The organism is Sulfitobacter sp. G5_S2_6_S6 (assembly GCF_054968505.1).
In genome coordinates, this window is record NZ_JBQKUI010000002.1 from 36711 (window position 1) to 50010 (window position 13300).

Sequence of the window (13300 nt, forward strand, 5' to 3'; positions counted from 1 at the left end):
GTTTGTATCGGCACTTTCGGTGATACACGGGCTGGACGGTACATGAGTTGCAGTTAATCAGACACTAACTACGACTTTTTGTGACACCCTTGTCGTGGCTCCTCGCTTAGATAGCCCGTCAGGGCCGTTTGTCAGGGCGCGAAAGCGGCACAACGCGATTATCCTGCTCTGACAGTTCTTCGAAATCGAAATTATCCAGTTTGGCCGCACGTTTACCCGCGCGTTCAGCAGCCGTGCCCAAGCCTTCAAGATCGGCGCGGGCCTGCCCGAAATGGGTGTTCAGCTTGCCCACACGTTCGACCACGATCTCGACATCGCGGTGCAGCATCTTGAGCGTTTTGCGGATGGCCCCTGCCTGTTCCCGCATCCGCGCATCCTTGAGGATCGCGCGCATCGTATTCAGCGTTGCCATGCAGGTGGTCGGCGATACGATCCAGACCCGCGCATCAAAACCTTCGCGGACGAGTTCAGGGAAGTTCGCATGCAGCTCGGCATAGACGGCTTCCGAGGGCAGGAACATCAGCGCGCCATCCGCGGTCTCGCCCTCGATGATGTATTTCGTGGTGATCGCCTGAATATGCGCCTTGACCGCAACCCGCATGGCGCGGGCAGCATCCTTGACCTCGTATTCCGTCTTGGCACGGCGCAGGGCTTCATAGGCTTCAAGCGGGAATTTACTGTCGATCACGATCGGGCCGGGCGGATTCGGCAGGTGGATCAGGCAATCCGCGCGCCTGCCGTTGGAAAGCGTCGCCTGCATCGTATAGCTGTCACTTGGCAGCGCCTTAGAGACGATATCGTGAAGCTGGATTTCACCGAATGCGCCACGGGTCTGTTTGTTGCTCAGGATATCCTGCAGCGACAACACGTCGCCCGACAGTTTGGTGATATTGTCCTGCGCCTTGTCAATCGCGGCCAGCCGTTCCTGTAGCTGGGTCAGGCTGGTCGTTGTCTGCTTGCTGGAACCGTGAAGTGTCGCGCTCATGCGTTCCTGCATCTCTGCCAAGGACCGGGCAGAGCGGGCCGCGTTCTCGGCCAGCCGGTCCTGCATTTGCTGCTGCACATGGGCCATGCGGGCCTCGATGCTTTGCACCATCTGAGCCTGCGCATTGGCTTGGGTATCCGACACGGTTTGCAAACCACCGCGCAGTTGTTCCTGCCCCATGCCAAGCTGTTGTACATGGCCGCCCAGTATCTGCATCTGTCGCGCCAGCGGTGCCGCCACCCGCGCCGACCGCCCCGCCGCACGCACCGCCATCACCAACAGGATCAGCACCAGCAAGACCACGCCCCCGCCGCCAATCAGCAGCAGCATGGCAGGGCCTGTCAGCGCGTAGGTTTCACCGCCAAGCTGGATCATGTGCGCCCGAACAGACGTTCGATATCGCTCAACTTCAGCTCGACATAGGTGGGGCGGCCGTGGTTGCACTGGCCGGAATGGGGCGTCGCCTCCATCTCGCGCAGCAGCGCGTTCATTTCCTCGCCCCGCATCCAGCGGCCCGAGCGGATGGAACCGTGACAGGCCACACGGCTGAGGATCGCTTCGATCCGGGCCTGTAACGTGTTGCTTTCGTTCTGATCCGCGAGCTCATCAAGGATATCCAGCACCATCGCCTTGGCGTCCACTGTGCCAAGGATCGCGGGCGTTTCGCGCACGGCAATGGCACTGCCGCCAAAGGGCTCGATCCCCAGTCCAAACCGCGCGAGGTCTTCCGCGACCTCGAGCAGCCGCGCGCAGTCCGACGCTGACAGATCCACGATCTCGGGGATCAGCAAGGCCTGCGCCGCGACACCGTTTTCGGCCATCTGGCGTTTCAGCTTTTCATAGACCAGTCGTTCATGCGCTGCGTGCTGGTCCACGATGACCATGCCCGTCGCTGTCTGTGCGATGATGTAATTCTCGTGCACCTGTCCCCGCGCGGTCCCAAGGGGGAAGTCCGGCGCGGGTTCGGCGGCGGGCGTGTGTGCGTCGTGGGTCCGAGTGTCGTGGGTCTGGACGTCAGCACCGCCAGCCTCGTACTGGGGGGGCGTTTCAACACGGCCCCACATGCCGGCGGTTTCGGCAAAGCCGGGTTCGGGCGCTTGCGCCTGATAGGCAGCACTGCGCGCACCAAGCGAGGGGCGGTCCATCTGATACACCCGCGCACCGGGCTGTTCGGGGCGCATCGCCCCCAAGGTCGCATTCGCCACGGTGGTCGAGGCACGGTGCCCCGCATCCGCCAGTGCATGGCGCAGCGCCGATACGATCAACCCGCGTGCCAGTCCGGGATCGCGAAAGCGCACTTCGGATTTGGCCGGGTGGACGTTGACATCCACAAGCTTGGGATCGCAATCGACGAACAATGCGGCGGCGGGATGGCGGTCACGGCTCAGCAGGTCGAAATAGGCCCCGCGCAACGCCCCCACCAGCAGCTTGTCACGGACGGGACGCCCGTTCACAAACAGGTATTGCGTCACGGCAGAGCCGCGCGAATAGGTCGGCAGGGCCGCATAGCCCGTCAGGTGCAGCCCTTCGCGTTCGGCATCGATGGCCAGCGCGTTTTCAGCAAATTCGCGCCCCAACACCTGTGCCAAACGCCCGTGCAGCGCGGCGAACATATCGCCCTGTTCGGCCTCGGCGCGAAACACCTCGCGGCCCGGTCCGTCGCCGGACACATCGCGCAGGGTGAAACGCACGAAGGGTTCCGCCATCGCCAGCCGCTTGATGATGTCAGAGATCGCCTGCGCCTCGGCGCGATCGGTGCGCAGGAACTTCAACCGTGCGGGCGTAGCAAAGAAGAGATCGCGCAGGGTGACGACGGTGCCACCATTCAGCGCAGCAGGGCGCACAGGGCCGGTCACGCCGCCGTTGACCGAAATCTCTGCCCCGTCCTGTCCCGCAACACGGCTGCAAATGGTCAGCCGCCCGACAGCCCCAAGCGAGGGCAGCGCTTCACCGCGAAAACCGAAGGTGTGGATGTTCAGCAGGTCCGTCCCGTCGATCTTCGAGGTCGCGTGCCGGGACAGCGCCAGCGTCAGATCGTCCGCGGCGATGCCGCAGCCGTCGTCGGTGACGCGGATCAGGGTCTTGCCACCATCGGCATATTCGACCGTGATTTGCCGCGCGCCCGCATCAATTGCGTTCTCGACCAGTTCCTTGACCGCTGAGGCAGGGCGTTCAACGACCTCTCCGGCGGCGATACGGTTAATCGCCGAGTCGTCGAGCTGCCGGATCACCGGGCGATTTTCGCTTATATTGGGGTTTGGATGCGCCATGCTTCTAGACCTAGCATAGAGGCGCGCGATTCTGAAAGCCGCGAATACGGATGGTTAACGCTCGTCGGCGAGGTTAATCCTGTGTGGCTGCATTGAACCAGGCGACGATCTCGGCGCGTTCGCTGGCCTGCATATGGCTTAAGTTGGCAGGGGGCATCGCATCGGTCACGCCTGCTTGCAAATAGATCTGTTTGGCCGCGCTGGCGATCTGATGTTCTGTCTCAAGCCGGATGGATTTCGGCGGCCAAAGCAGCCCGTCCCACGCGGGTTCTGCCGCATGACACATGCTGCACCGACCGCGCACGATATCTTGCACCCGGTCAAACCCTTCGGCCTGGGCAAAGCGCAGTGCGGGGCCGGTCGCCTCTTCCGGCTCGACGCTGCGGAACATCGGCGCGGTCGACAGCCACATGATCGTGACGAACAACAGCGCGGTGACCGCCCATGTCCACGTCGGATTGCCCTGACGCGCGTGCAGGCTGTTGAAGTAATGGCGGATCGTGACCCCCATCAGAAACACCAGTGCCGCAATCAGCCAGTTCATTTCCGACGCGAAGGCCAGCGGGTAGTGGTTGCTGAGCATCAGGAAGATGACCGGCAAGGTCAGATAGTTATTATGTGTGCTGCGCTGTTTGGCGATCTTGCCGTATTTCGCATCCGGCACCCGCCCCGCCTTGAGGTCGGCCACCACGATCCGCTGGTTCGGCATGATGATGAAGAACACATTCGCCGACATGATCGTCGCGGTGAACGCGCCCAGATGCAGCAACGCTGCACGCCCCGAGAAGACCGAGGTATAGAAATAGGCCATCCCCACAAGGATCACATAGAGGCCGATCATCAGCCGTGTGTTGTTATCGCCGAATTTGCTTTTGCAGATCTGGTCGTAAACCAGCCAACCAAAGCCGAGCGACAGAAGGGAAATCCCCACGGCCTGCCAGTTCGCCAGTTCTGCGACAGTGGGATCGACAAGATAGAATTCCGACCCGAGGTAGTAGACCAGGATCAGTAAGGCAAAGCCGGAAAGCCACGTCGAATAGCTTTCCCATTTGAACCAGATCAGATCGTCGGGCATCTGCGCGGGGGCCACCAGATATTTCTGCACGTGATAGAACCCGCCGCCGTGGACCTGCCATTCTTCCCCGTCCGCGCCGGTTTTGAGGTTGCGGTCGCGGTGCAGGCCCAGATCCAGCGCGATAAAGTAGAACGACGACCCGATCCACGCGATGGCCGTGATGACATGCACCCAGCGAACGGCAAACTCGATCCAAGCGCCAATGGCGGCCATATCGTACATGGGGTGGCTCCTTAGTGTAGCGTCTTGGGCGTATGCGGCAGTTTACCCTTAGAACTGCCTGACAACCCGCCCGAGACTTCCTCGGTTGATTCCTCTGCCAGTTCTTCGGGCAGAAGCAGGTTCAGTACAATAGCAATCAGGGCCGCGGGAAGCAGACCGCTGGTCAGCAGGATCTTGGCCGTATCGGGCAGGTGTTGCACCGCGCCGGGTTCCAGCTGAAGCCCCAGACCGATCGAGATCGAGATGGCAAAGATCACCATATTGCGGCGGTTCCAGTCCACGTCGGACAACATCGACATGCCAGCGGCCACGACCATGCCGAACATCACGATAACCCCGCCGCCCAAAACCTCGATCGGGATGGTGCGGATCACGCCGCCGACCTTGGGGACCAGCCCGCAGAGGATCAGGAACAGCGCACCGACGGTGACGACGTGGCGGCTCATCACGCCTGTCATTGCGATCAGGCCGACGTTCTGGCTGAAGGATGTGTTGGGCAGCCCCCCAAAAAGACCGGCGACGGCAGACCCGATCCCGTCGGCATAGGTCGCGCCCTGGATTTCGCGGTCGGTCGCCTCACGGCCCGCGCCGCCCTTTGTGATCCCGGCGACGTCACCCACGGTTTCAATCGCCGAGATAAACGCCATCAGACAAAAGCCGATGATCGCCGCTGCCGAAAACTCGAACCCGTATTTCAGCGGATTGGGCAGCGCAAAGGCGGCGGAGCGTGACCACGACCCGCTGATGTCGCCAAAGCTGAGCATCCCCACAGCCAGCGCATAGATATACCCCACGATCAAGCCGATCAGCACAGCCGAGATCGACAGCATCCCGCGGGTGAAAAACTTGATCCCCAATGTGACAAAGATCACCACCAGCGCGGCCGACCAGTTCAGCAGGCTGCCATAGGCAGGCGTGCCAATCGCGGGCACACCACCGGCAGCGTATTGGATCCCCACCTTGACCAGCGCCAGGCCGATCATCGTGACCACCAACCCCGTAACAAGCGGCGGCAGCGCAAATCGGATCTTGCCGATGAACAGCCCCAGAAAGGCGTGGAACATGCCGCCGATCACAACCCCTCCGAACAGCGCGGCAAGCCCGTCCACACCCTTGCCCGCCACCAGAGGGATCATGATGGGGATGAACGCGAAAGACGTGCCCTGCACAATCGGCAGCCCTGCCCCGACAGGCCCCAGCGTCAGCGTTTGCAGCAGCGTCGCGACACCGGCAAACAGCATCGACATCTGGATCAGGTACAGTAGTTCGGGAAAGTCGGGCGAGTTCGACCCGAACCCAAAGCCCGCCGCGCCCGCGATGATGATGGCGGGGGTGACATTGGACACGAACATCGCCAGCACGTGCTGAACACCCAGAGGAATAGCGCGATACAGCGGCGGCATGTAATTGGGGTCGCGCAGTTGTTCCGGCGTGCCGATGGCGTGGCGTGTCATATCAAATGTCCCTTGTTGATCACTGGCCGCTATTTGTGCGATCCGATTATCTGCGGGGTTTACCCCTTGATCACATAAGGCGGGTCCAGCGGGTATTCGTCAAGGTTGGGGCTGGTGCCGATGCGGTCCACCACGGCGAAAAGCCCGGGCTCTGCCAAAGGGGTAAGCACGCCGTGCCATGTCCCGCGGTGAAAGTTCACGCCCTGATGCGGTGCCGTCAAGAACGCCAGCGGTGTGCCGGGGGTATCGCCCTCGTCGGGTGCTACGATCACAAGAAACGGCGCGCCCGTCAGCGGCAGGAAGGCTTGCGACCCTTCGGGGTGCCGTTCAAGCAGGTCCAACTGGTACGGCAGACGACGGGCCTGCGCGTTAAAGATGCTGATGCCCGCGCGACCGTCGGGCCCGAAATCCAGCTTTGCCAGATCATGGTGCCGCCCACACAGCCCCGCGTTGATGATCCGGTCCGGCGCGCCCGACGCGTCCAGCACTTCACCGAAAGGGGCGAAGGCATCTGCGGTCAGGGGCTGAACGGTGATCTCGCGCGGGCTCATAGCGACAGCGGCATGTGGCGGTTCACATCCTTATACAGCAGATAGCGGAAGGGTTCTTGCCCCGTTGCGATACAGGCCTGCGGACAGAAAGCGCGCAGCCACATGAAATCGCCCGCTTCAACCGGCACCCAGTCGCGGTTCAGCAAATAATCCGCCGTGCCCTGAATGACGTAAAGCCCGTGCTCCATCACATGGGTCTCTGCGAAAGGGATGCGCCCGCCCGGTTGGAAGGTCACGATATTGACGTGCATGTCGTGGCGCAGATCGTTTGGGTCCGCAAAACGCTGGGTCGCCCAAGCGCCATCGGTATCGGGCATGGCAATCGGCGCGACCTCGTCGTCATGGGTCACGAATGCCTCCGGCGCGTCCAAGCCGTCCACGGGCACATAGCGCTTGCGCACCCAGTGCAAGCCGCAAGGCATATCGCCGGTGTTCCATAGCGTCCATTTGGCCGCAGGGGGAATATAGGCGTAAGACCCTGCCACAAGATCATACCCCTGCCCGTCCAGCGTCAACCGTGCGCGGCCTGTGGCCACGAACAAGACCGCTTGCGCCTGCGCGTTCGGTTCGGGTGTGTCGCTGCCACCCTTGGGGGCAAGCTCTACCGCGTATTGCGCGAAGGTTTCTGCAAATCCGGTCAGCGGCCGCGCCAGCACCCAGGCGCGTGTGTTCACCCATCCGGGCAGCAAGCTGGTCACGATGTCCCGCTGCACCGAGGCAGGGATCACTGCGTAGGCGTCGGTGAAAACAGCCGTGCTTTCAGGAGAGACAGTCTGGTCCGGCAGACCGCCGGGGGGGAAGGCATAGGTCATAGCATATCCTCCAGCCGCAGCCGTGCGATCCGTTCGACCTGTGCGCATGCGGTGGTAAATTCATCTTCGGTTGCGTTGGCGATGCGGGTCTCGAACTGGCGCAGGATGCCGTCCTTGTCGTGATCCTTCACCGCGATGATAAAGGGAAACCCGTGTTTCGCGACGTATTGGCTGTTCAACGTCTCGAAGCGGGCGCGCTCGGCATCGGTCAAGGCGTCCAGCCCGGCGCTGGCTTGTTCTTGCGTGCTTTCAGCCGTCAACCGTTTGGCCGCCGCCAGCTTGCCCGCCAGATCGGGGTGCGCGGTCAGCACGCCCAAGCGTTCCGCCCGCGTCGCCGACCGGAACATCCGCGCCAAAGCATTATGTATCCCCGCAACAGAGTTATGCGCGGGCCCAAGTTCAAGGTCATAGGCGCGTTCGGCGATCCACGGTGAATGTTCGAACACCCCGCCGAATTTCGCGACAAAGCTGGCGCGGTCCATCTGGTCCAGACGCAGGCGCGGCTGAGGCGGATGGGTGACACGCCAATGGTCAGCGATGTCGATGCGGCGCGGCGTCCAGACGCCTTCGAACCCTTTGATATAGTCGATAAAACGTTTCAGCGCCTGTATCCGTCCGGGCCGCCCGATCAGACGGCAATGCAGCCCGACCGACATCATCTTGGCCTGCCCGGCGCTGCCTTCGGCATAAAGCGCATCGAAGGTATCGCGCAGATAGGCATAGAACTGATCGCCCGAATTAAAACCCTGAGGCGTGGCAAAGCGCATATCGTTGCAATCAAGAGTATAGGGGATAATCAGTTGAGCGCGTCCTGCCACCTGCATCCAATAGGGCAGATCATCGTCGTATGTATCCGAGATATAGTCGAAGACCCCCGTCTCTGCCGCCAGCGCGACCGTGTTCACAGAGCTGCGCCCCGTGTACCAGCCACGCGGCGCTGTGCCGACGACCTCGCGGTGCAGGCGGATCGCCTCGTCCATGTCGGCGCTTTCAACCTCGGCGGTGTGGTCCTTGTAATCGATCCATTTCAGCCCGTGGCTTGCGATTTCCCAATCGGCCTGGGTCATCGCCTCTACCTGCTGCGGGGACCGCGCCAAGGCGGTGGCGACGCCATAAACGGTAACAGGGATATCCGCTCCGGTGAACAGGCGGTGCAACCGCCAAAAGCCCGCCCGCGCGCCGTAGTCATAGATGGATTCCATGTTCCAGTGGCGCTGCCCCGGCCAAGGGGCGGCCCCGACGATCTCGGACAAGAAGGCCTCTGACGCGGCATCCCCGTGAAGCAGACAGTTCTCGCCGCCCTCCTCGTAGTTCAGCACGAATTGCACCGCGATCCGCGCGCCGCCCGGCCATTGTGCATCAGGCGGTGTGGGGCCGTAGCCGTGAAAATCACGAGGGTAGCGTGTCATGGGATCGTCCTTTGGTCAGCGCCTGCGCGCGCGGGGAAACCGCGCGCTGCGGGCCGTTGTTTTAGTCAACCAACGGTTTTCTGGCACTGATTTTTCGCAATGTACAGCCAGCCAACCCTTCCCGAAAGGTCGGCCGGCTGCCAGATCGGCTCGAGTGGCCCTGCTCTCTTATAGCGAAAGTTCTAAGGCGCTGGCCGGCCTGAAACTCAAACACATGCGGGGGGCATATCGGGCGGGAAAGTGAGTGGAAGGGGCCGCTCTTGCTGCGCTATGCAACACGAGTCCTGTCGGCCCCTGCCCAATGATCGTCGCACCACGTGCGACTTGCCCGATCATAAGAATTCTGTCCCCCAGAATACATACTCGGATTGTATGGGTCGCTGGCAGGCAACACCTCCGATTGAATGTTGTGTACCATATAGGCGCAGGATGATTCGCGGCTCAAGCAAAAACGATTCGGTAGGCGAATTATTTTTCACCATCGCCCGAATCACCGCGTCTTTCAGCGCTGGCGCGCCCAGAAAGCCGCCCATCAATCCGCCATTGACCTAGCCCGACACCCGCCTATCGTAAGGGTCCAACGGATCAGGAAAGACCCCACCCATGGCAAACGGCTATTTGACGACGCATGTTCTGGACACCGCCCGCGGCCGCCCCGCAGGCGGGCTGGAAATCACGCTTTACCGGATCGAGGGGGCCAACCGCATGAAGCTGGTGCAAATGACCACTAATGCTGACGGTCGCACCGACACCCCGATCTTGCCCAAGGGCCAGTTTGCGGCTGGCACCTACGAGCTGGTGTTCGAAGCCGGGGCCTATCTTGATGCCATCGGAGCGGAGCCCGAAGCACCGCGTTTCCTGGACCAGATCCCCCTGCGCTTTGGCATTTCGGATGCGGATGCGCATTATCACGTGCCGCTTTTGCTATCGCCGTTCGGCTATTCAACCTATCGCGGCAGCTGAACGCCGCTGGCGGATGTGACGTGAGGGCGCGATGCTTGCATTGCGCCGTTGCCCCGTGGCACATTGCCTGTCTGATCAGACAGGAAAGCGCCCATGTCCACGCATGTATATGACCCGACCGAACTGGCCCAAAGCCACCTGCCACAGGTGACGGAACCCCGCAATCCGGGGATGCCGCTGGATATGGATTGGGTGCGCGCCGTGCAGGTGAACTCCTCTGCGGTGGAGCGCCGCGCCGCGGGTTTACCCGCGCGCCGTTCCGTGAAGAAAGAGTATCAGGCCGCGTGGCTGCTCCGCGCCGTCAGCTGCATCGACCTGACCACGCTGTCAGGGGATGATACCGCCCGCCGTGTCGAGCGGCTTTGTGCGAAGGCACGTCAACCGATTGCGCCCGCGCTGCTGGACGCGCTTGGCATGTCGCAGATCACCGTGGGCGCGGTCTGTGTCTACCACGAGATGATCGCCCCCGCCAAAGCAGCACTGCAGGGCACAGGCATCCCGATTGCTGCCGTCTCGACAGGATTTCCCGCCGGTCTCTCCCCGTTCGAGCTGCGTCTGCGCGAGATCGAGATGAGCGTCGCCGCCGGAGCCGCCGAGATCGACATCGTTATTTCGCGCCGCCATGTGCTGTCAGGTGACTGGCAGGCGCTTTATGATGAAATGCGTGCCTTCCGCGCCGCTTGTGGTGATGCACATGTCAAGGCGATCCTCGCGACCGGAGAGTTGGGCAGCCTGCGCAATGTCGCGCGTGCCTCGCTGATCTGCATGATGGCGGGCGCTGACTTCATCAAGACCTCCACCGGTAAGGAAAGCGTCAATGCGACCCTGCCCGTGACCCTCGTGATGATCCGCGCGATCCGCGACTATTTCGACCGCACCGGCTTCCGCGTTGGCTACAAGCCCGCGGGCGGGATATCGAAGGCAAAGGACGCGCTGGTCTATCTGGCCATGATGAAAGAGGAATTGGGCGACCGCTGGTTGCAGCCCGACCTCTTCCGTTTCGGGGCCTCGTCGCTGTTGGGCGACATCGAACGACAGCTCGACCACCATGTGTCGGGCAGCTATTCCGCAAGCCATCGTCACGCCATCAGCTGAGCCGCGTGAAACCAATGTCGGATTTGAGTATTTTGAAAAGGGTGAACCCATGAGCGTGTCCGAAATCTATGAAACCATGGACTATGGGACGGCACCGGAAAATGCCGCTGACGCACTGGCGTGGCTGGTCGATCAGGGCAGCCGTTTCGGGCATTTCATCGACGGCGCGTTCACCGAGGCGCGGGATGATTTCGAAAGCCGCAACCCCGCCAATGGCAATGTGCTGGCAACGTTGACGCAGGCCAGCCAGGCAGAGGTCGACACCGCGGTTGCCGCGGCGCGCAAGGCACAGCCCAAATGGGCCAAGCTGGGCGGTCACGGACGGGCGCGGTTCCTTTATGCGCTGGCGCGGTTGCTGCAGAAACACAGCCGGTTGTTCGCCGTGCTGGAAACGCTGGACAACGGCAAACCCATCCGCGAGGCGCGCGATGTGGATGTGCCCTTGGCGCAGCGGCATTTCTATTACCACGCGGGCATGGCCCAGCTGATGGAGTCCGAGCTACCCGACGCAGACGCGCTTGGCGTATGCGGGCAGATCATCCCGTGGAACTTCCCGCTGCTGATGCTGGCGTGGAAGGTGGCCCCTGCTTTGGCGATGGGGAATACGGTGGTATTGAAACCGGCGGAGTATACGTCGCTGACCGCGCTGCTGTTTGCCGATATCTGTGTGCAGGCGGGCTTGCCCAAGGGTGTCGTCAATATTGTCACCGGTGACGGCGCCGTGGGCGAGATGATCGTGCAGGCTGAGGTAGACAAGATCGCCTTTACCGGATCGACCCCTGTCGGGCGGCGCATCCGCGAGGCGACCGCCGGAAGCGGCAAGGCGCTGACGCTCGAGCTGGGGGGCAAGTCGCCCTATATCGTTTTCGACGATGCAGATCTGGATTCAGCCGTCGAGGGGTTGGTGGATGCGATCTGGTTCAATCAGGGGCAGGTCTGCTGTGCAGGCTCGCGCCTGCTGGTGCACGAGCCCGTGGCGGATCGGCTCTATGCCAAGCTGCGGGCGCGGATGGCGAAGCTGCGGGTCGGTGATCCGCTGGACAAATCCGTGGATGTGGGCGCGCTGGTGGACCCCGTTCAGGTGCAGCGCGTGACCGAAATGGTCGCCGCCAACACCAGTGGCGAGGTGTTTACCGCGGGCGATATCCCCGCGACCGGATGCTATTATCCGCCCACATTGATCACCGGCATGAACCCTGCCGATCCCTTGATGCAGGACGAGATCTTTGGCCCCGTGCTGGTATCCACCACTTTCCGCACCCCTGCCGAGGCGGTCGAGCTGGCCAATAACACCCGCTACGGGCTGGCGGCGACGGTCTGGTCCGAGAATATCAACCTCGCGCTGGATATCGCGCCCAAACTGGTATCGGGCATCGTCTGGGTGAACGGCACCAATATGATGGATGCGGCGGCGGGCTTTGGCGGTGTGCGCGAAAGCGGCTTTGGCCGCGAAGGTGGCTGGGAAGGGCTGGCGGCCTATACCCGTCCGAAAACCACGCAAAAACCTTTGAAAGAGATCACGGCCTTTTCCGGCAGCGGCACGCCAGCGGACCCGATTGACCGGACGGCCAAGCTTTATATCGGCGGCAAGCAAAGCCGCCCTGACAGCGGCTATTCCGCTCCGGTCTGGGGCAAGTCCGGCGATCTGCTGGGCCATGTCTCGCTCGCGTCGCGCAAGGATGTGCGCAATGCCGTGGAAGCGGCTCATGCCGCAAAGGGGTGGCGCAAGACCACAGGTCATCTGCGCGCGCAGATCCTCTATTATATCGCTGAAAATCTGGCGGCACGCGGGGATGAATTCGCACGGCGTCTGGATGCGATGCAGGGCGCTAAAACCGGTAAATCCGAGGTCGATCTCGCGGTCAAACGTCTGTTCACCTACGCGGCCTGGGCCGACAAATATGATGGGCAGGTGCATGGCGTACCGATCCGCGGCGTGGCGCTTGCCATGAAGGAACCTGTGGGCGTGATCGGCGCGCTTTGCCCGGCGGAGGCACCCTTGCTGGGGCTGATCTCTTGCATGGCGCCGGCGATTGCGATGGGGAACCGGATCATCTTGTCCGCCAGCGGCCCCTTCCCGCTTGCTGCGACGGATTTCGTGCAGGTGCTTGAAACCTCTGACGTGCCGGCGGGTGTGGTGAATATCTTGACCGGCCCGCAGAAGGACATCGCCGAAACACTGGCGCGGCATATGGACGTGGATGCGGTCTGGAGCTTTGGCGACAAGGCGCAAAGCGAAACCGTCGAGCGGGCCAGCGCGCAAAACCTGAAGCGCACCTGGGTCAACAACGGTATGGCCCGCGACTGGGACGGCGCAGAGGGTGAAGGCAAAGCGTTCTTGCACGCCGCGACCGAGGTCAAGAATATCTGGATCCCTTACGGCGAGTAACCTGGCGATGTCCTGAAACGAAAAACGGGCGCTGAGAAGCGCCCGTTTTTTTTGTGTCCGGTCTTGGTTGGAGGC

The 13300-nt window shown here is 62.1% G+C and carries 10 protein-coding genes; 3 read left to right on the forward strand and 7 right to left on the reverse strand.

Annotated elements, in window-relative coordinates; translation table 11 throughout:
- Positions 1-118: 118 nt before the first annotated feature.
- From ACTRWK_RS04260 to puuE, 7 genes are all read right to left on the reverse strand, one after another.
- Positions 119-1360 (reverse strand): DNA recombination protein RmuC, encoded by a 1242-nt coding sequence (locus ACTRWK_RS04260; RefSeq protein WP_037942824.1) that lies wholly within the window; start codon positions 1358-1360, stop codon positions 119-121.
- On the reverse strand, positions 1357-3255 hold the full coding sequence (gene mutL, locus ACTRWK_RS04265; protein WP_037942822.1) for a DNA mismatch repair endonuclease MutL: 1899 nt from the start codon (positions 3253-3255) through the stop codon (positions 1357-1359). Before mutL ends, ACTRWK_RS04260 begins: the two co-directional genes overlap by 4 nt.
- Positions 3256-3328: 73 nt before the next feature.
- Positions 3329-4552 (reverse strand): urate hydroxylase PuuD, encoded by a 1224-nt coding sequence (locus ACTRWK_RS04270; RefSeq protein ID WP_037942818.1) that lies wholly within the window; start codon positions 4550-4552, stop codon positions 3329-3331.
- 11 nt (positions 4553-4563) lie between these two features.
- Positions 4564-6006: a uracil-xanthine permease family protein gene (locus tag ACTRWK_RS04275; protein ID WP_005850223.1), complete on the reverse strand. Its 1443-nt coding sequence runs from the start codon at positions 6004-6006 to the stop codon at positions 4564-4566.
- Positions 6007-6065: 59 nt separating this feature from the next.
- On the reverse strand, positions 6066-6557 hold the full coding sequence (locus ACTRWK_RS04280) for an ureidoglycolate lyase (protein ID WP_288959567.1): 492 nt from the start codon (positions 6555-6557) through the stop codon (positions 6066-6068).
- Positions 6554-7369: a bifunctional allantoicase/(S)-ureidoglycine aminohydrolase gene (locus ACTRWK_RS04285; protein ID WP_289082036.1), complete on the reverse strand. Its 816-nt coding sequence runs from the start codon at positions 7367-7369 to the stop codon at positions 6554-6556. Before ACTRWK_RS04285 ends, ACTRWK_RS04280 begins: the two co-directional genes overlap by 4 nt.
- Positions 7366-8778: an allantoinase PuuE gene (gene puuE, locus ACTRWK_RS04290; protein ID WP_289082035.1), complete on the reverse strand. Its 1413-nt coding sequence runs from the start codon at positions 8776-8778 to the stop codon at positions 7366-7368. The genes ACTRWK_RS04285 and puuE overlap by 4 nt, the downstream gene beginning before the upstream one ends.
- A gap of 603 nt (positions 8779-9381) precedes the next feature.
- Between puuE and uraH the strand changes: the two genes are divergently transcribed.
- The 3 genes from uraH to ACTRWK_RS04305 all read left to right on the forward strand — a co-directional run bounded on the left by uraH (position 9382) and on the right by ACTRWK_RS04305 (position 13225).
- Positions 9382-9741, forward strand: a complete 360-nt coding sequence (uraH, locus tag ACTRWK_RS04295; protein ID WP_005850231.1) for a hydroxyisourate hydrolase — start codon at positions 9382-9384, stop codon at positions 9739-9741.
- A 93-nt stretch (positions 9742-9834) separates the two neighbouring features.
- Entirely contained in the window at positions 9835-10836 is a 1002-nt protein-coding gene (gene deoC, locus ACTRWK_RS04300) for a deoxyribose-phosphate aldolase (RefSeq protein ID WP_005850232.1), read from the forward strand.
- 49 nt (positions 10837-10885) lie between these two features.
- Entirely contained in the window at positions 10886-13225 is a 2340-nt protein-coding gene (locus tag ACTRWK_RS04305) for an aldehyde dehydrogenase family protein (RefSeq protein WP_037942809.1), read from the forward strand.
- Positions 13226-13300 lie beyond the last annotated feature (75 nt).

Coding starts and splice junctions, on each gene's coding strand:
- uraH (WP_005850231.1), top strand. CDS start 9,382: ATGGCAAACGGCTATTTGACGACGCATGTTCTGGACACCGCCCGCGGC.
- ACTRWK_RS04260 (WP_037942824.1), bottom strand. CDS start 1,360: ATGATCCAGCTTGGCGGTGAAACCTACGCGCTGACAGGCCCTGCCATG.
- puuE (WP_289082035.1), bottom strand. CDS start 8,778: ATGACACGCTACCCTCGTGATTTTCACGGCTACGGCCCCACACCGCCT.
- ACTRWK_RS04270 (WP_037942818.1), bottom strand. CDS start 4,552: ATGTACGATATGGCCGCCATTGGCGCTTGGATCGAGTTTGCCGTTCGC.
- ACTRWK_RS04275 (WP_005850223.1), bottom strand. CDS start 6,006: ATGACACGCCACGCCATCGGCACGCCGGAACAACTGCGCGACCCCAAT.
- ACTRWK_RS04285 (WP_289082036.1), bottom strand. CDS start 7,369: ATGACCTATGCCTTCCCCCCCGGCGGTCTGCCGGACCAGACTGTCTCT.
- mutL (WP_037942822.1), bottom strand. CDS start 3,255: ATGGCGCATCCAAACCCCAATATAAGCGAAAATCGCCCGGTGATCCGG.
- ACTRWK_RS04305 (WP_037942809.1), top strand. CDS start 10,886: ATGAGCGTGTCCGAAATCTATGAAACCATGGACTATGGGACGGCACCG.
- ACTRWK_RS04280 (WP_288959567.1), bottom strand. CDS start 6,557: ATGAGCCCGCGCGAGATCACCGTTCAGCCCCTGACCGCAGATGCCTTC.
- deoC (WP_005850232.1), top strand. CDS start 9,835: ATGTCCACGCATGTATATGACCCGACCGAACTGGCCCAAAGCCACCTG.